This is a genomic window from Thalassospira marina (assembly GCF_002844375.1).
Taxonomy (GTDB): Bacteria; Pseudomonadota; Alphaproteobacteria; order Rhodospirillales; family Thalassospiraceae; genus Thalassospira; species Thalassospira marina.
Map to the genome: position 1 here is coordinate 2,405,001 of NZ_CP024199.1, position 18,153 is coordinate 2,423,153.

Annotated in this window: 13 protein-coding genes; 7 read left to right on the top strand and 6 right to left on the bottom strand. The window is 54.1% G+C overall.

What is annotated here, in order from left to right:
* The first annotated feature begins 55 nt into the window (after nt 1-55).
* Entirely contained in the window at nt 56-511 is a 456-nt protein-coding gene (locus CSC3H3_RS10990) for a hypothetical protein (RefSeq protein WP_101264247.1), read from the top strand.
* Nucleotides 512-627: 116 nt separating this feature from the next.
* Here CSC3H3_RS10990 and upp read toward each other — a convergent pair whose 3' ends face one another.
* Nucleotides 628-1,278 carry a uracil phosphoribosyltransferase gene (gene upp, locus CSC3H3_RS10995; RefSeq protein WP_101264248.1) on the bottom strand — a complete coding sequence of 217 codons (651 nt, stop codon included), beginning with the start codon at nt 1,276-1,278 and terminating at the stop codon, nt 628-630.
* A gap of 205 nt (nt 1,279-1,483) precedes the next feature.
* The gene (locus CSC3H3_RS11000) at nt 1,484-2,425 is read right to left on the bottom strand and encodes an SPOR domain-containing protein (RefSeq protein WP_157831878.1); all 942 of its coding nucleotides are present in this window, start codon (nt 2,423-2,425) and stop codon (nt 1,484-1,486) included.
* 939 nt (nt 2,426-3,364) lie between these two features.
* Between CSC3H3_RS11000 and CSC3H3_RS11005 the strand changes: the two genes are divergently transcribed.
* On the top strand, nt 3,365-5,533 hold the full coding sequence (locus tag CSC3H3_RS11005) for a methyl-accepting chemotaxis protein (RefSeq protein WP_101264250.1): 2,169 nt from the start codon (nt 3,365-3,367) through the stop codon (nt 5,531-5,533).
* 109 nt (nt 5,534-5,642) lie between these two features.
* Here CSC3H3_RS11005 and pepN read toward each other — a convergent pair whose 3' ends face one another.
* The gene (gene pepN / locus CSC3H3_RS11010) at nt 5,643-8,267 is read right to left on the bottom strand and encodes an aminopeptidase N (protein WP_101284836.1); all 2,625 of its coding nucleotides are present in this window, start codon (nt 8,265-8,267) and stop codon (nt 5,643-5,645) included.
* Between the two features lie 365 nt (nt 8,268-8,632).
* Here pepN and CSC3H3_RS11015 point away from each other — a divergent pair, with 365 nt between their 5' ends.
* Nucleotides 8,633-9,313, top strand: a complete 681-nt coding sequence (locus tag CSC3H3_RS11015; protein WP_101284837.1) for a response regulator — start codon at nt 8,633-8,635, stop codon at nt 9,311-9,313.
* A gap of 37 nt (nt 9,314-9,350) precedes the next feature.
* Here CSC3H3_RS11015 and CSC3H3_RS11020 read toward each other — a convergent pair whose 3' ends face one another.
* Nucleotides 9,351-9,935, bottom strand: a complete 585-nt coding sequence (locus CSC3H3_RS11020; protein WP_101284838.1) for a TetR/AcrR family transcriptional regulator — start codon at nt 9,933-9,935, stop codon at nt 9,351-9,353.
* Between the two features lie 290 nt (nt 9,936-10,225).
* Here CSC3H3_RS11020 and CSC3H3_RS11025 point away from each other — a divergent pair, with 290 nt between their 5' ends.
* The 3 genes from CSC3H3_RS11025 (at nt 10,226) to CSC3H3_RS11035 (ending at nt 12,632) form a co-directional block, all read left to right on the top strand.
* A complete protein-coding gene (locus CSC3H3_RS11025; protein WP_101284839.1) occupies nt 10,226-10,861 on the top strand; it encodes a YdhR family protein in 636 nt (211 codons plus the stop codon).
* Nucleotides 10,862-11,087: 226 nt separating this feature from the next.
* The gene (locus CSC3H3_RS11030) at nt 11,088-11,909 is read left to right on the top strand and encodes an AraC family transcriptional regulator (RefSeq protein ID WP_101284840.1); all 822 of its coding nucleotides are present in this window, start codon (nt 11,088-11,090) and stop codon (nt 11,907-11,909) included.
* Nucleotides 11,910-12,020: 111 nt separating this feature from the next.
* On the top strand, nt 12,021-12,632 hold the full coding sequence (locus CSC3H3_RS11035) for a LysE family translocator (RefSeq protein WP_101284841.1): 612 nt from the start codon (nt 12,021-12,023) through the stop codon (nt 12,630-12,632).
* 154 nt (nt 12,633-12,786) lie between these two features.
* Here CSC3H3_RS11035 and CSC3H3_RS11040 read toward each other — a convergent pair whose 3' ends face one another.
* Both CSC3H3_RS11040 and CSC3H3_RS11045 read right to left on the bottom strand, forming a co-directional pair.
* Entirely contained in the window at nt 12,787-13,479 is a 693-nt protein-coding gene (locus CSC3H3_RS11040) for a phosphatase PAP2 family protein (RefSeq protein ID WP_215907489.1), read from the bottom strand.
* 183 nt (nt 13,480-13,662) lie between these two features.
* Nucleotides 13,663-17,583, bottom strand: coding sequence for a hybrid sensor histidine kinase/response regulator (locus CSC3H3_RS11045; protein ID WP_101286195.1), 3,921 nt, complete (start codon nt 17,581-17,583; stop codon nt 13,663-13,665).
* 136 nt (nt 17,584-17,719) lie between these two features.
* Between CSC3H3_RS11045 and CSC3H3_RS11050 the strand changes: the two genes are divergently transcribed.
* Complete coding sequence (locus CSC3H3_RS11050; protein ID WP_101284843.1) at nt 17,720-18,112, top strand: hypothetical protein; 393 nt, start codon at nt 17,720-17,722, stop codon at nt 18,110-18,112.
* Nucleotides 18,113-18,153: the final 41 nt, after the last annotated feature.

Sequence of the window (18,153 nt, forward strand, 5' to 3'; positions counted from 1 at the left end):
AACTTGATTATGCAGAATGTTAGAGTATGCCGAATGAGATGAGGGACAGAAAAGCATGATCAAGTTACGACATGGCATATATGGTGTGGCACTGGCGGCGGCGCTGATTTTGGGCGGTTGCGAGAACCTGTCACATATGGCATCTGGATCCTCGTCCTCGACGGCCAGCAGCCAGGGCGACAAGGGTGGATCATCGATGCCATCCTTTAACAAATTCACCGACATTCCGATGCCGTCCAATTCGACACTGGATATGGATCGCAGCATCATTTTCGGGGCGTCCGATGCCTGGACGGGCCGACTGGTGTTGAATTCGCGCGGGACGCCTGCGCAGATGTATGATTTTTACGAACGCGAAATGCCCAATTTCGGCTGGAGCAAAGTTACCGTGGTGCGCGCCGATGTCAGCGTCCTGGTATATGACCGGGAAAGCCGGGTTGCGACCATCAAGCTGACCGGCGGGTCCTTTAGCGGATCAACGGTTGATATCACGGTGTCCCCGAAAGGCTGATTGCCAATTACGGGTTGCCGGGGTTTCACCCAGGATACAAGACCAAAACAAAAGGGCTGCATTCCCAACCGGAATGCAGCCCTTTTTGATAAGTGACGAAAATTGACAGGCGGTGATTAACGCGTCCCAAACAGGCGGTCGCCTGCATCGCCAAGACCCGGCACGATATAGGCCTTTTCGTTCAGCTTTTCATCAAGACCGGCGGTATAAACCTGCACATCAGGATGGGCTTCCTGGAAAACGCGCACACCTTCCGGGGCTGCGACCAGAGCCATAAAGCGAATGTCCTTATCCTGCACACCGTGCTTATTGAGAACATCAATAGCAGCCACAGCAGAGTTACCGGTTGCCAGCATCGGATCGACCAGAATGAAGGTACGGCCTTCGACCTCCGGCAATTTGACCAGATATTCGACCGGCAGATGCGTTTTTGGATCACGATACATGCCGATATGACCGATACGGGCCGACGGCATCAGTTCGATCAGACCATCGGCCATGCCAAGACCGGCCCGCAGGATTGGAACCACGGCAAGTTTACGGCCCTGAATGATCGGTGCATTCATCTTGCAGATGGGGGTTTCGATTTCTTCAAAGCTGACCGGCAATTCGCGGGTAATTTCATAGCCCATCAGAAGGGCAATTTCGCGCAGAAGCTGGCGGAAGGTTTTGGTCGACGTATCGACCTTGCGCATATGCGTCAGCTTATGCTGGATCAGCGGATGATCGAGAATGTGAAGATTGGGAAATTCGGTTTGGTTGCTCATGATACTGCCAGCCATCCTCAATTACACTGCGCCAGAATGTGTTGGGGTGTCACCTAACGGGTTTACCCCGAGAAGGCAAGCCCCTCGCCCCACGAAGATTGCAGCATGCCGCAGTTTCCCCCAAAAAAGCAAACGCCGATGTCAGACACCGGCGTTTGGAAATCACGATAAGATGTAGGCTGCCATCCACGATATGGTGCGAAAATCAGTCGATTTTCTTGTCATTTGGTTCGGCACGAACCGGGAAACCGTCAATCCCGGTATCCTTTTTCACCTTTTCCGCACCTGATCGGGCCGACGTGGCGTCGGGATAGGCGCCAACACGCACATAATACCAGGCCCCATCATTGGTGCCGCGTTCAACGACGGCGACCTCCAGCCCCTTTTTGCGCAATTCGCCCGCACGCTGCCGGGCATTAGCATCAACCTTGAAGGCACCGACCTGAATGGAATAGGGCATATTTTTGCTGCCCGGTTCGCGGTGCAGGGCAGCAGATGCCGCTGTTTCAGAAGCGGCGGATTTTTCGGTTTTGGCCGGTGCGGGTTCTTCTTTGGCGACCGGTTTGGGCGGTTTGGTATCCTTGCGGATTTCTGGTGCAACGGGCGCGGCAGCCGGTGCCTTCGCCGTATCGGCTGACGATTTTTCAGCGCTGCTTACGGCATCATCGGCGGCTTCGGCCTCGCTTTGCGACATATCGGAGATATCAGGTGCATTAGGCGCCGCGGTTACGTCAGGCGCATCAGGGGCTGACATGGCATCAGAACTATCCGCATTACCAGCATTACCGCCATCACCTTCACCGGCGCGTTCGGCGATCAGATCACCAACCGGGTCGTTCCCCTGCGGGGCATCAACGCCTTGCGAGGATGTGGCAGACATATCGCCATTGGCAGAGGGAGCGTCGTCATTTGCACCGGAATCAGGTGTAAGGGTTTCGGACTGGCGCGGGGCAATTTCGGTTTGCACGCGCGGTGCCGTATTTTGTGCAAGCAATTCCATTTTACCGTCTTCGGCAACAGCGGATGCATTTTTAGGGGCATCAGGCCCCATAAACAGGCCAGCACCCACCAGCATGCCACCGAAAAACAAGACCAGGCCCAGCATGCAGGCCCCGGTAATAAGCCCCAACAATGTTTTGCGATCCATGTCTGCTAATGTCCTGTTAGTAAGCGAAAAGGGTTGCGACGGTTGATCGTCACGCGTTGCCGACAGCGATGACCCGGCTTGTGCCGATGGCCCCGGCCTGCCCTGCCCGTAAAAGAAGGCCGGCAAGGGTGCCTTTGGTGCACGTCCTTCCGAATCTTTGCTGGCATTATCCGGGTCGTTATCGGCCAATTTATTGCGCCCTGTTTGTATTTGAACGGTATGGGCCACGCAAAAACGCGCCCTTGCTGCTATTTCTAACCGCAAGGCCGTTTAAAAAACACTTAAATGCCGAGATTTTCCCGGCAGAATGGCAGCAAGTGGAAAACTGGCGAAAAATAAGGGCTGGCATTGAGCCCGGCTTTGTCCCGCACAAATACCGGATGCCAGCCCCTCGAGTGAGAGAGATCGACCTTCGGGGAGAGAGTCCCGAAGTGTGACTTCCGGATACGCCATGTTTCCCGGAAGCCATGTCACCAACGGAAGTTCCGTTGGCCAGTGACAAAAACAGTCATAACCAACCCCGAACGTAATTGCAAACGATTATCACACACATTCGCAATTATTTTTCTCGTCGAAATGTCAAATCGTTCCCATATGCAGTGCGACACGCTATGCGCGAATGCGAAATCCATCATCTAGAAACAGTCGCAACCGTCCGGTTTGCCTTATGTTCAGGGCTATCGGGAAAATTACGCAAAATGTGTCAGAACTGTTGTCTTTATGTTGAAGCTCTGCTTGGATTGCTACAAATGCGTCCTCAAGGACGCAACGGGAGGTCACAATCAATACAGATATAAAAATCCAAGTGACTGAGGAGGGTGTTGGATGAAGGGAGTGAAGGCCGTGAATACGGCTGTGGGGAGCAAGAGTGCAAGCATATTGACATTGCGCCGTATCCTCTTGGTAATTGGGCTTTTATTGTCGGGTGCAGTCGCGTGGATGCTGCTTTGGACCGGCGACAATTACCGCAATTTTGCCGTGGAAACGCTGAACAATTCGGTCAGCAGCACGGTGAACTTTTTTGTCAGATCGCGTGTCATCAATGATTATGCGAACCGAATCACCCCTGTAACGAATGACTGGTCGCGCACGACACGACTGGTGAAGGCCTTACAGGACAAGAATGTTGAAAATACCAAAACAGAACTGACCTTCTTTTCAAATGCAAGCCAGGTGACCCAGGGTGAAATAAACCTGATCCAGACGATTGCCTATGACAGCGATTTTAACAAGGTTGCCTTTTCGGACGGAGGCAATGGCGAAAGCGTTGCTGACGACCCTGCCCTTAATGACATGCTGAAATCGCGCGACAAGGCGGCAGCCCGCAAGGCCGTTTCCTATATCTGGCATATGAGCGACGGACGCCCGGTATTTAGCATGATCCTGCCGATTGGCGGGTTCAAGGCGGTTGGTTTTCTGGAAGTTGTAACTGACCCGCTGCCTATTTTGCAGGGGATGGGAACAGTTCTTGGCGGAGATTTCCGGATTATCGGCAATGACGGCCAGGTTCTGTTTGAAAGCCTGGAAAATGATGGCGAAACCGAAGATACACCACCAGCAGAAGCCGCCGCGGATGAAGCAAAGGCAGAAGCAGGTGATGCTCCGGCGAAAGAAAAATCGACCCAACGGGCATCGGTTGATGTGAATATCGGTAACGGGCGCGGAGGCCAATGGGCAACGGCCACCTTCACCCGAGACATTACCGAGTTTTACAGCCGCACTGGCGAACTTCGGAACCTTTCGGTCGAACTGCTGGTTGGCGTTTTGGCCATTGGCTGGATTGCCGGCTGGTTGCTGCTGCGCTTTACGGTATTTCGCAATCTGCGCGGTTTTGCCCGCGCCATGACATCGATTGCCGAGGGGGACACAAGTGTTCGTCTGCCCAAGGTTGGCAATGATGAAATTGGTGAAATGCGCAAAGCCCTGGTTCAATTGCGTGAATCGGTACGCCAGGCCATGATCCTGCAAAATATGGTGGAAAATACCCCCACCATGACAGCGCTTATGTCGCCCGAAGGCGAGCTGACCTATCTGAACGCCAGCGCCAAACGTTATCTTGGTGGTGACACCAATGACGTTAAGGAAGACTTCCTTGAGCTGGGCCCGGATTTCCAGCGCAAGCTTCGGAACCCGAGCAACCTGCCATTCGAGGAAGTATTGCAAAGCGGCAATGACCACCTTGATATTCTGGCCGCGCCAGTGCGCGACAAGGATAACGAACTGGTGGGCACCATGCTGGCCTGGAGCAATGTCAGCGAACGCGAAGAAAGCCGCATTGCCATTCAGGAACTGGTTGTTGAGGTGGAGAATGTTGCACGTTCGGTTACAGCACAGTCTGAAATGCTGCTGGAACTGGCAAACAACCTGACCCATCAGTCCGAAGAGACGATTACGCAATCTGGCACCGCACTGGATGTTTCGCGTGATGCAGCAAGCAATACGCAAAACGTTGCCACCGCGGTTGAGGAACTTTCATCCTCGATTGCGGAGATCAACCGCCAGGCGGGCGATGCCAGTACGGTAACGGAACGTGCCCGTTCCGAAGCCGAGGAATCGCAGCGCAATATCGTGTCGCTTGAAAATGCCAGCTCGGAGATTGGGTCGATCATTGATCTGATCAACGATATCGCCCATCGCACCAAGCTTCTGTCGCTGAACGCCACGATCGAGGCGGAACGTGCAGGCGAGCTAGGCAAGGGCTTTGCCGTTGTGGCAAACGAGGTCAAATCGCTTGCCGATCAGACCGCAAATGCCACGGGCAAAATTGGTGATCTGACTGGTGCCATCCAGACCGAAGTGAAAAAGGCCGCCCGATCCATCAGCACGGTGGGTGACGTTATTCACCAGGTCAATGACATCCAGAATACCATCACCAGTTCGGTGGACGAGCAACGCCGCGCAACCAGTGAAATTTCGGAAAACGTACAGCGCATCGCACAGGGTGCTGGCACGATGGATGAAATGATCCGGTTTGTGAATGGCGGGGCGCAAAGCACTGGTAAAACGGCATATGACCTGAACAGCGCCAGCCACGAGCTGTCGCAAATGGCAAAAAGCCTGTCGGACCGCATGGCTGCCTTCAGCTCGCGCGTCAAGATCGGCGACTAATCAGATAAACCTCCTGGTCAAAAAAGAAGCGGAGCCGGTTTCCTGGCTCCGCTTCTTTCGTTTCAGGTGATGCGCCCTGCCCCATTAAAGAAGCAGGACTGTATCCTGATTATTCGGCAACAGACTTGCTGGCGATTTCATAGAGATCGCGCGAGAGATTTTCCTTGGCAAGAATGCGGTTGAGTTCTGCCTTCATTTTGCTTGCGCGGTCTTCATCAAACTTGCGCCATTTGCCCAAAGGTGCGGCAAGACGGGCAGCCACCTGCGGGTTCAGGTTATCAAGTTCCATCAGACGGTCGGCATAGAAGGCGTAACCGCTGCCATCGGCGGCATGGAAATTACGCTGATTGGCCATGGCAAAGGCACCGACCAGTGCGCGCACCTTGTTGGGATTACGCATGGTAAAGGCGGAATGTTCCATCAGCTTTTTGACCTGATCAAGCGTATCGGTGCGCGATGACATGGCCTGGAGCGAGAACCATTTATCAATCACGACGGTATCGCTGGCAAAACGGCTTTCGAAATCGGCCAGGGCCTCTGCCCGGCCGGGATGATCCTGATCATTGAGAACCGTAAGGGCCGCCATACGGTCGGTCATGTTATCAGCGGTGCGGTATTGCTCCAGCGCCAGATCAAGGAACACCGTTTCACCGGTTGCGGCGAGATAGGACAACGCCACCGCCCGCAAAGCACGCTGCCCCGCCGAGGTCGCATCGGGTGAATAGGCATCATTTGATGCATTATGGCGATAGGATGCTTCAAATTCGTCCTGCAGGGCGATGGCAACCTTGCGGCGCAGGGCCTGACGAACCTGATAGATTGCTTCCGGATCGGCGGGCTGAAGTTGTTCGGCCAGCATTGCTTCACCGGGCAGGATCATGGCCTGCGCCCGGAAGGCTTTGTCCAGATCATCATTGGTCAGGGTTGCCCGCAGCGCGTTGCAAAATGCATTGACATTGCCAAGGGCCGCATCGGCATCACCGGATTTGGCATAGGCACGTACAGCCGCAATCAGCAGGTCGGATGCGTATTTTTGCCCGGCTTCCCAACGGTTAAAGGCATCGGTGTCGTTACCCATCAGGAAGGCAAGGTCTTCGTGGGACGGGATGGTGCCGACATTAACCGGCGCCGAAAAATCGCGGTTAAAGGAAACAACCGGTTCTTCGCTGATATCTTCAAACAGGAATTCCTGTTTGGCCTGTGTCAGGTCAATGGTCTGGGCGTGCAATTCGCTGCCATCACGGGCCAGCAGGCCAATTTTAACCGGCATCTGCAAATCGGATTTAATGACCTGCCCCGGTGTCGGTTCGGTTTTCTGTTCGATGGTCAGGCGGTATGCCTGCTTGTCGGCATCATATTCGCCCTTCCAGATCAGGTTGGGGGTGCCAGCCTGCGAATACCACAAACGGAACTGGTCAAAATTAACGCCATTTGCATCTTCCATCGCGCGGGCAAAATCATCGCAGGTGACGGCCTGCCCGTCATGGCGTTCAAAATAAAGGTCAATCCCCTTGCGATAACCTTCGGCACCCAAAAGGGTATGCATCATGCGGATGACTTCGGCACCCTTCTGATAGACCGTTGCGGTGTAGAAATTGTTGATTTCGATATAGCTGTCCGGGCGTACCGGGTGGGCCAGCGGGCCGCCGTCTTCGGGGAACTGGCCCGCGCGCAGACGCTGCACATCCTTGATGCGCTGAACCGGGCGGGAACGTTCATCAGATGAAAATTCCTGGTCCCGGAAAACCGTCAGCCCTTCCTTGAGCGAGAGCTGGAACCAGTCGCGGCAGGTAACTCGGTTGCCCGACCAGTTATGGAAATATTCGTGAGCAACAATGGATTCGATCAGTTCATAATCGGTGTCGGTTGCGGTATCGGACTTGGCGAGGATGTATTTGGCGTTGAAAACATTCAGGCTTTTGTTTTCCATCGCGCCCATATTGAAGTCCGATACAGCGACGATGTTAAACAGGTCCAGGTCATATTCCAGACCATAAACATCTTCGTCCCATTTCATCGCGCGTTTCAGCGAATCCATGGCGTAATCGCAGCGATCCTCGTTTCCATGTTCGACAAAAATGCGCAAGGCCACATCACGGCCCGACATGGTTTTAAAGCTGTCTTCAACACAAGCGAGATCCCCCGCGACCAATGCAAACAGATAACAGGGTTTCGGGAACGGATCATCCCACACCGCCTGATGGCGACCATCGGGAAGGTCGGTCGAGGAAACCAGATTGCCGTTTGAAAGCAGCACCGGGCAGGTATCCTTGGGCGCGTTGATGGTGACACGATAGGTTGCCATCACATCGGGGCGATCCATGAAATAGGTGATGCGGCGGAAACCTTCGGCTTCGCACTGGGTGCAATAGGCACTTTGCGATACATAAAGGCCTTCAAGACGGGTATTGTTGACCGGCGAAATACGAGTTTCGATTTCAACAACAAACTGTTCTGACGGTGCCTTGAAGCGCAGGCCTTCGCCGGTTACTTCATAATCACCCGCGGCAAGGGCCGTTCCATCAACCTTGAGCGAGAGCAGTTTCATGTCTTCGCCATCAAGGCTGACAACATCGCCAGCGCCGCTTCCGCGTTCCGGATTCGCCTTTAACGACAGGCGCGAAGCAACGATTGTGGCGTCGCGATCAAGGTCAAAAACCAGTTCGACGGTTTCAATCAAAAATGCCGGCGCGGTATAATCTTCGCGGCGAATTACTTGGGGCTGTTCCGACATGAAATGGTCCTTTTCCTTGTTCTATCGCACTTTTATGACAGATCGCACATTGTGGTGGCGGTTTGTGGGCAAGCACGAAAATCGACTGTTTCTTCCTCACAAATAACGCGGAATGCGCATACCCACAAATGCAGAGTTTACGTGAAGGCTTTTACAGGTCATAATCATAAACGGTGGCGCGAGGGGGGCCGAAGTTTCACATTCGTGGGGCGAAGGTGTTCTTTGGTTTCCCTCACTTCCTTTCGGCTCGCACCCAAGAGAAAAAATCCCGCAGGACAGAAAGTGGCGCAAACGCGCAATGAACCGATTGTGGGTTTTCCCGCGATCCGGAATTAACTTTACTGTTGCCTGGGGATTTACCGCTTATGACAACTGCTTTCCACGTATTGATTGCCGATGATCATCCTTTAATGCGTGGTGCGCTGTCACATGCCCTGAGTTCGGAACTAAGCAACATTTCCATTCATGAAGCGGGCAGCCTTGGCGAAGCCATTGATGTGATCGAGGCATGCCACGCCCAGGGCCATGATATTGATCTGGTCCTGCTGGATTTGCATATGCCCGGCATGAATGGCTTTACCGGGTTATTCACCCTGCGGGCATCCTACCCCGATATTCCGGTTACCATCGTTTCGGCCAGTCAGGATTTGCCGGTTGTGCGCCGCGCCATTGAATATGGGGCAGCGGCCTTTGTGCCCAAATCCGCCCCGGTTGAACAGATTGGCGATGCCATGCGCGCCGTTCTTGATGGTGAAATGTGGATGCCGGATTGGGCGCGTGACGCCATTGAAAACACACCAGCCGATTCCGAAAACAGCGATATTGCCCGCAAAATCAGCCAGCTTACGCCCCAGCAATTACGTGTTTTAAACATGCTGACCGAAGGCAAGCTGAACAAACAGATCGCCTATGAGCTTGATGTGACCGAAGCGACCATCAAGGCCCATGTTTCGGCGATTTTGCGCAAACTTTCGGTGCATAGCCGGACACAGGCCGTTATTGTTGCCCGCGAATTGCAAATTCAGGAACCCGCCGTCGAGGTTTGACCGGTTCGCCTTCCGCACATGATGAACCTGCACAGATTTACAGTGCAGGTTCCATCAGCGCGGCCGCTGCTGTGCTGATGGCCGTTGAAACTGCTTTGATCGATTCTTCGTTGACCATGGCGCGCGCCACTGTCAGCCCGCCAATTAAAATGCCCAAAAATGCCCATGCCTTTTCAAGGCGGGTATCTTCGGGCAAGTGCGGCAAACCTTGTGCAATCAGGCCAGCAATGCGGTTCATTTTACGGTCATAAAGGTTGCGGGTATCGTCATCCGCACGGGCAAGTTCGTGGGACAGGCTGGTCATGGCGCAACCACATGCCAGATCATCACGGTGGGCACGGCCCATATAATAATCAATAAAAGCCGCAATCCAGCCCGCACCGTAATCGCGCTGAAACACCGGGATATTTTCAATAACTTCGTCCAGGCCCAATTCAAGGGCCGCGCGAAATGCCCCGTCTTTGGACCCGAAATGGGCATAAAACGCGCCCGACGTCGCATTGGCGGCACGCGCGATACCATCAACACCGATGCCCGCAAAGCCACTGGCCCGGAACCCACGGCTTGCCGCAAGCAGGATATTCTGGCGGGTTTCTTCCTTGCGCGTCCTGTTACTGACCACGGCGGTTACCTGTACTGACCTCAAAAATATAACGACCGATATATTTTTAATTGACAGCAACGCGATTGTCGATCAAATCTTGAATATAACGATCGTTATATTTTTGAAAAACAGGATGACAGATATGGAATTGCGCATCTGACCAACGCCTGCCCCGGCAGGTTAAATACCAAACTTACTTCAATCCAATCACACCGACGGAACCGCGCTAGTGGCCTGCACATGCCCTGCCCCGCCCATATATATGGCTGGCAGGCAGCGAACCCTTGCGCCCATTTGAAAGATGAAAAATGTCAAACGCTGCTTTTGTTTACACCGAACTGCAAATTTCCGTTCCCTTTGATCAGGTTCCCTGGCAGGGCATTAACGCCGCCATTCGTGAATTGCCCGGTTTTCGCAATAAAACCTGGCTTTCCGGTATTGCAAACAATTCGGCGGGTGGGTTTTACGAATTTGACAGCATTGAAAATGCCCAGTCCTTTGTGACGGATTATTTCCCGACTGAGGCCCGTAATTTTGGCGTTGCCCAAACCACCCGCATTTTTGATGCCAATGCCGCCCGGGATGCCAGCATCGATATGCAGTCCCCGCATTTTGGCGTTAAACCCCGGCAAAAACCGGGTGCCTTTGTGTACACCGAAGTCCAGATCAATGTTTTGCCGTTCAACGATGCCCCTTGGCCTGCCCTTAACCCGGTCCTTAAGGCGCAGCCGGGTTTGCTTTCCAAAACATGGTTGTCGGGTGTACATACCGGCAGCCTTGGCGGGTTTTATTCATTTGATACCATCGAGAACGCCAAAAAGTTTGCCGTGGATTATTTCCCGCAAGAAGCCGCAAGCCTGAAGGCGGCCTTCACCACCCGCATTTTTGATGCCGCCCCCACCGAAACCGCAAGCCGCGAAATGGCATCACCGGTTTATGGCTAAATCAAAAGCCCCCTGAAACCTTCATTCAGGGGAAGCCAAAGCAGGATGCCGCATCTATCGGGCATCCTGCCCACTCACTCTTTGCGCCAATAATAATCTCGCGTTGGATTGCAACCTGGAAACGAGGAAACCCCGACACCGCATGGCTACGCATTACCACCGCCTTGCCCGGCAAAGCGTTTTTGGGGCATGATTGCCAGCCAAATTGTGAAAACAGGTTGCCGCCATGCCCAAGGGACAGATTGCCGTCCTGCCAACATCACGCCCGGGAACGGAAGCCGTTGCCGCCTGTTCCGCGCATCATTTTGCGCGGCACAGCCATGATGTGTATGGCATTGGCATGATTGACCGGGGCGGCCAAAAATCAGCCAGCGGACGCGGCATTGTCGAAGCTGGCCCTGGCACCGTCATCACGGTTAATCCCGGCGAAATTCACGATGGCGTGCCCGTGGCGGGCGAACCACGGCAATGGCGCATCCTGTATTTTCAGCCCGGTATTTTAAAAGATGCGATCAACGCCATCTTCGAGGGCGGCGCACCTGAACATGAATTCACCAGCCCGATTTTCCATCGCCCGGTATTGACGCAATATTTCAATCGCATTTACGGCCATTTAACAACGTCAAATGCGCCTTACAGCGATGAAAACCTTGAATATGACGAGCTGTTAATTCTGCTGGCACGCGCCAGCCTGGAACAGGCACACCAGCCCGATGAAAACAGGCTGATTGCACCGGGTGTTTTCCGGGCAAAACAGCAAATCGATGATGCGCCGGGCGAACCCCTGCAGCTTGATATGCTGGCGCAGACAAGCGGCCTTGGCAAATATCAGCTTATTCGCGATTTTAACCGTGCCACCGGCTTTACCCCGCACGCCTATATTATCCAGCGGCGTGCCCTTTTGGCGCGCCAGCTTATTTGTCGTAAAACCCCGCTGGCAGAAGCCGCCCTTATGGCCGGATTTTCGGACCAAAGCCATATGACCCGGCAATTCATACGCTTTTATGGCTATAGCCCGGGAAAACTGGCCCGATCACTGGGAACCTGACACCCTTTGATCACATGCTGCCGATAATGCCGGTTTGCAATTTCCTTCAAGACCGGGGGTGTAAGCATCCCTAAACTTTCCGATGTTGAAACCCCGCAATCAGGAGCCTTCATGTCGGCTGAATTTTTACTAACGTCCCTGATCCTGGTTCTGCTTCCCGGAACCGGGGTGATTTATACGCTTACTTCCGGGCTGAGCCAGGGCTGGAAAGCGGGCATTTGGGCCGCCCTTGGCTGCACATTTGGTATTGTACCGGCCGTGGTCGCCAGTGTTACCGGCCTTGCCGCCCTGCTGCATGCCAGCGCCCTTGTATTCGAGGCATTGCGCTATATCGGTGTGGCCTATCTGCTTTACATGGCAATCGCCATTTGGCGCGATCATTCAATGATGGTCGTTGATGAAAACCAGGCACAAAAAAGCAATGTGAAAGTTGCGATCAATGGCTGCCTGATCAATATCCTCAATCCCAAGCTGACGATATTCTTTTTGGCGTTTTTACCGCAATTCGTACCCGCCAATGCCACGAATGGGACCGAACGCATGATCCTGCTTGGTGCCGTATTCATGGCAATGACATTCGTTATTTTCGCCGGATACGGGCTTTTCGCATCATTGGCACGGCGTTATGTCCTAACCCGCCCGCGGGTGATGTTGTGGCTACGCCGCAGCATTGCGGGTGTGTTTGTCATGCTTGGCGCAAGGCTGGCATTTTCATCGCGCTAAAAATGATCAGGGGTGATGGCAGCATCACGACTGCCGTCATCCTGCTTTTTCCAACACGTATATCGGCCCAGGCCAGCCATCCCCGGCTATTCGTGCTTAGCGACCAAGTCGCTGGCGAAGCATTGAAACTGGATGCAATAGCACCCCGCCAATATCAATAACGACGGCGCGATAACAGCCAGAACAGCAAGACCCAGGCTGCCCCCAATGTCCAGCCTGCGAGAACATCGGTTGGCCAGTGAACCCCCAGATAAAGCCGGCTGGAGCCGATCAGCAACGTCATAAACACGCCAACCGACATTACAAAGATACGAACACGCGTACGTTTTTCCGTTCGCGCAACCAGTGTTCCCAATGTCAGATAGGTGATGGCCGATAACATGGCATGCGCACTGGGAAAGCTAAGCGAATGCACGGTCACCAGATGCGGTACAATGTCGGGCCGGGCGCGATCAAAGGCGATTTTAAGAGCCTCTTCAAACAAGGCCCCCAACCCGATCGATGCCACCACCCAGAATGCCGCCCGGCGATACCCGGCCACCAGCAAATATACCGTCACAATCGATGTAAACAGTGCTAACACGGCAACGCCGCCCAATGCGGTGATATCGCGAACCACGCCCAGCAACCAGCCCGGCCCTATTGGCTGGGACAAATCGTTTCCGTGGCGCATAAACAGCAAAATCGCCTTGTCGAACGCCCCGCTTTCCTGCTCGAACACATCTTCGGCGACTTTGCCAAACAGCAATAAAAGCCCGGCAATCGCCGCGATAACGGCCAGAACTTTTGGTTCAAACGGGGACTTTTGCCGGATTTTATCAAGCATCGAGCGGGAAAAGTTACGCAAGGACACACCTTTTAGGCTGCAGGTTTGTTATCTTCGCAAAGACAGCGGTTTATCAACAAACGTCGTTAATGCAGCTTTGTGCCGAAATAAGGCCAAACCGGGTTAGCCCCGAACACAAAGACGTTACCGGCCATAATAAAGCACTTTGCCCTTAATCAGCCCATGCCCGTAACGACACACCTGTTATCCCTGATGCACGAACGAACGTGTCATCAAAGCACGCAATTTTGCCGGTTTCAGGGGTTTGTTTAATAGACCAAATGACTGGGCCGATATTTTTTCCGCTGTTTCCGGGCTGCGATCAGCAGTGATGATAATACCCGGTATCGTAAGGCCGCGTTCGTCACGTAAACGGCGCAGCACATCAAGCCCGGTTTGGCCGGAACTTAAATGATAATCCGCCAGGATAATATCGGGCATGAATGCCGGGGTTGGTTTGTCTGGCGGGCAAAGCAGGCTTTCGGCTTCTTCGCCAGATCGCGCTGTTGCAACAACGCAATCCCAGTTTTCCAGCATTGCGCGCATACCGGCCAGAATATCGGGTTCGTTATCGATGCAAAGAACCCGTAACCCGCCCAATTCGCCACCTAACCGGCGGCGCGGTGTGGTAACGATGGTTTCTGGCGCGGCAATGCCCAATGGCACATCAACCGAAAACACCGTGCCATGCCCCGGGCGTGATCGCACCGAAACCGGGTGTTCCAACCGCCGCCCCAGGCGATCAACAATGGCAAGGCCAAGCCCCAACCCTTTGACATCAACATTTTCCGGGCTTTCCAGACGGTGAAATTCGCGGAAAATGATTTTCAGCTTGTCTTCGGGGATGCCTGGGCCGCTATCCCATACCTCGATGCGCAACACATCGCCGCGCAACCGGCAGCCCACCACCGTTCCGCCCTTGCGGGTATAGCGCAGGGCGTTGGAAATGAAATTCTGCAAAATACGGCGCAGCAAACGGCTGTCACTGCGAACCCATATGTCGCGGGAATGAACATTAAACCGCAGCCCAGCCTGTTCGGCAATCGGGGTAAATTCGGTTTTCAGGGCATTTAAAACCCGCGAAATCGGGAAATCCTGCAGGCTGGGCTGCATCGCCCCGGCATCAAGTTTGCAGATGTCCAAAAGCTCGTTCAAAAGCTCCTCGACACCTTTTAGCGATACATCGACCTTACCAACCAGATCGGCGGCATCATCGGCCAGTTCCCGCCCGCCAAGGGCAACGGTAAACAGGCGCGCAGCATTCAATGGCTGCAACAAATCGTGGCTGGCGGCGGCAAAAAACCGTGTTTTGGTGTCATTTGCCGTTTCGGCCTGTTCCTTGGCGATGGAAAGTTCGCTGTTTAGGGTTTCAAGGGCGTGGGTTCGGTCAATCACGCGCTGTTCCAGGCTTTCATTGGCTTCTTTCAATGCCTGTTCGGCCAAGCGGCGTTCGGTAATATCGTGATAAATACAGAAATAACCCAGCACCTCGCCCGTTTCATCGAAATGCGGAATATAGGTGCCCTCGGCAAAGCGTTCTTCGGTGAAGCCTTCCATCGGTGGAAAGTCGATTTCAAAGCTTTGCCGATAACCTTTTAAAACCTCGGCAATCATTGGGGCCAGGCGTTTATAGCGGGTTTCACCAACGGCCTCGGCCACGGTCAGGCCATGGGCGGCGGCCCGGCGCAGGCCAAACATGCGTTCATACGGGCGGTTGGTGAATCGTAGGCGCTGGTTTTTATCGGCATAGGCGATCATGACCGGGATATTATCGGTATAGATGCGAATATTGCGTTCGCTTTCGCGCAGGGCATCTTCGGTGCGGACACGCGCGGTAATATCGGCAATGGTCGCAACAAAGCCGCCATCGGGCATCGGGTTGGTGCGAATTTCCAGAACCATGCCGTCGCTGCGTTTGCGTTCATAGGTATGCGGCAAGCGGCGCATTTGTGGCGCCGCATTTCGCCCGACGAGAATATCCAGATCAACCGATCGCGGGCCGGTATGGCGGCAGGTTTCCACCAGTTGCGCCAGGGGCATGGTCACCTGAATATCGGCCGCAGCAATACCCAGCAGGTCAATAAAACGGTGGTTCCAGGTGGCAAGGCGCAAATCCTGGTCAAACACGCCCACCCCTTGCGAGATATTTTCCAGCGTGTTTAGCAACAGATCGCGGTTAAATTTGATCGCTTCGGATGCTTCATCGAGAAGCTCCATCGCGTCGCGGCGCGAAACGGCCTTATCGGGCAATAACAATGCCATGACCACGCGCGACGATGCCGCCCCCACCGCCCCGCTTAGCAAATGTTCGGTAAAATTGCTGGCATCGATATCGGCCAAATCCCCCCGGCCTACATCACCGCCGCGCCTTGCCAGATAGTTGCGAAAGGCACGTTCGGCCCATTGCGCGCCCAAAAACCGGGCAGCAAGGCTTTCGAGTTCGCCAATCGTGACCCGGCCAGGCCAGATATCATTGCGCGATTGCGCCGGGTTGCGCCCGACATCGACGAATAATTGCGCCTGCCTGCGTTGGGTCACCCCCTGAATACCCGTTGCCGACCCCAGCAACAGCAGGATCACGTTAACACCCAAACTCCAGATCACCCCATGGGTTAGCGGGTCGAGATGCAGGCCAAACAGGGCCTGGGGTTTTAAAAAGGCAATGCCAAGAGGCCCGTTTGCCAGCAATTCATGCGGCAAAAAGCCGCTTTGCACAAAGGATGGCAATAGAAGGGTATAACACCACAGGCCAAACCCGCCGATAAGGCCCCAGCGCACACCGGTCCGGTTAACCGCCTTGATATAAAGGGCGGCCAGCAAGGCCGGGGCAAACTGCGCCACGGCGGCAAAGGACAGCATACCAATATCGGCCAGCGCGTATTTTTCGCTAAGAAACCGGTAGAAGCCATAGGCCAGAAACATCAGGACCAGCACGGCAATACGGCGAATTTTCAACACAAGCTGGCTGACATCGCCATTCGCCTGATCGCGCAGGCGTGGCAGGCGCAGTAAAACCGGCATTACCAGGTCATTACAGACCATGGTGGATACCGCCACGCAGGAAACAATCACCATGCCGGTGCTGGCCGAAAGTCCGCCGACAAACGCAATCAGCGCCAGTCCGTTTTGCCCGCCCAGCAATGGCAGGGTCAGAACGAATGTATCGGGGTTCACGGCAGCCTGCCCGTCAAACAGCAACAGCCCGGCAACCGCAATGGGCACCACAAACAGGTTGATTGCCACCAGATAGGCCGGAAACAGCCAGCGCGCGGTTTTCAAATTCCGGCTGTCGTCATTTTCAACAAAGGTGACGTGAAACTGGCGCGGCAGACAGATAATGGCAAACATGCCAATCAGCGACCCGACAAAGAAATGAGGTGTCAGCCAGTTTTCCGGTGCAAACAGGGCGGTAATATCGGGCCGGGCGCTGGCCTGGCTGGCAAGGTCATTCATGCCGCCAAACAGGCCAAAAACCACAAACAGCCCCACCGCCAACAGCGCAACAAGTTTGACCGTGCTTTCAAAGGCAATGGCAAGGATAAGGCCATCATGATGTTCGGATGCGTGGATATAACGCACCCCAAACAACACGCCAAAAACCGCCATCAGGATGGTGACATAAAAGGCGGTATCCTTGGTGAAGTTCGCAGCACTGTGGCGCACGATATCTTCGCCAAGCGGGCCCAGCAAAACATCGAACGATGTTGAAACCGCCTTTAGCTGAAGTGCGATATAGGCCAGGATTCCGACCATGGCGATTACCGCAACAAGGGCTGCCAGACTTTGACTTTTGCCATAGCGCGACCCCAGGAAATCGGCGATCGAGGTGATATTTTGCGCGCGGCAGACCGTTGCAATTTTGACCATCACCGGATAGCCCGCCAGCATCATCACCAGCGGGCCGATATAAATGGGCAAAAACGCAAAACCATGCAGGGATGCGGTGCCGACAGAGCCAAAGAATGTCCAGCTTGTGCAGTAAACCGCCATGGAGAGCGCATAGATAACCGGCTTTAACCGCGACATGCGCCACAGGCGGGCATATTTATCGCCGTAATGGGCGATGGCAAAAAGCAGGCCGATATAGGTCATCGCGACGATAAATATCAAACCACCCTGAAGCATAAATTCGCGCGATCCCCAATTGGCCGCGGGCAAGGCCACGGCGCATTCAATACCAGTTTGGACTATACCATGCCGGTATCATCGACTAAAACGGCGGACATCATCCTTACGACCAATTGTTAAGCACCAGGTGATCATGTCTTCGCAATATGCCTTTTTTGCCGGAATTTTACGTTTCGTCGCCAAGAAAACCGCCGCTGACGACGCCGAAATTCGCGTCATGATGGGGCATTTATCGGGGATTGCCGATGCGGTTGAAAAAACCGGGCGTTTTATGGTTCTACGTGAAAATTGCGAAAGTGCCGCACGCGCCTTTGCCGGGGTGGCAAAATTCCTGCAGGAACGCATCCTGCCCGAGGCCCTGGCCGCTGGTAACAATGGTGCTGTCGAACAGGTGAAATGGACAATTGAAACATCCCTTGCGATGGCAGCCGAACTGGTAAAGCGCATCACCCAGGAAGAATATGCAAATCAGGAAAGCTTTACCTTTGATTTGCCCCTGCCCCCTGGTGCGCCCAAACCGCATTGATCGGCCGGTTGCGACAGGCAAAATCGCAACCGTCGCGCAGC

Bases quoted from the DNA above. Each gene is read 5' to 3' on its own strand.
- CSC3H3_RS10990 (WP_101264247.1), top strand. From the start codon at position 56: ATGATCAAGTTACGACATGGCATATATGGTGTGGCACTGGCGGCGGCG.
- CSC3H3_RS11025 (WP_101284839.1), top strand. From the start codon at position 10,226: ATGTCAAACGCTGCTTTTGTTTACACCGAACTGCAAATTTCCGTTCCC.
- CSC3H3_RS11035 (WP_101284841.1), top strand. From the start codon at position 12,021: ATGTCGGCTGAATTTTTACTAACGTCCCTGATCCTGGTTCTGCTTCCC.
- pepN (WP_101284836.1), bottom strand. From the start codon at position 8,267: ATGTCGGAACAGCCCCAAGTAATTCGCCGCGAAGATTATACCGCGCCG.
- CSC3H3_RS11045 (WP_101286195.1), bottom strand. From the start codon at position 17,583: ATGCTTCAGGGTGGTTTGATATTTATCGTCGCGATGACCTATATCGGC.
- CSC3H3_RS11050 (WP_101284843.1), top strand. From the start codon at position 17,720: ATGTCTTCGCAATATGCCTTTTTTGCCGGAATTTTACGTTTCGTCGCC.
- CSC3H3_RS11030 (WP_101284840.1), top strand. From the start codon at position 11,088: ATGCCCAAGGGACAGATTGCCGTCCTGCCAACATCACGCCCGGGAACG.
- upp (WP_101264248.1), bottom strand. From the start codon at position 1,278: ATGAGCAACCAAACCGAATTTCCCAATCTTCACATTCTCGATCATCCG.
- CSC3H3_RS11005 (WP_101264250.1), top strand. From the start codon at position 3,365: ATGCTGCTTTGGACCGGCGACAATTACCGCAATTTTGCCGTGGAAACG.
- CSC3H3_RS11000 (WP_157831878.1), bottom strand. From the start codon at position 2,425: ATGGATCGCAAAACATTGTTGGGGCTTATTACCGGGGCCTGCATGCTG.
- CSC3H3_RS11015 (WP_101284837.1), top strand. From the start codon at position 8,633: ATGACAACTGCTTTCCACGTATTGATTGCCGATGATCATCCTTTAATG.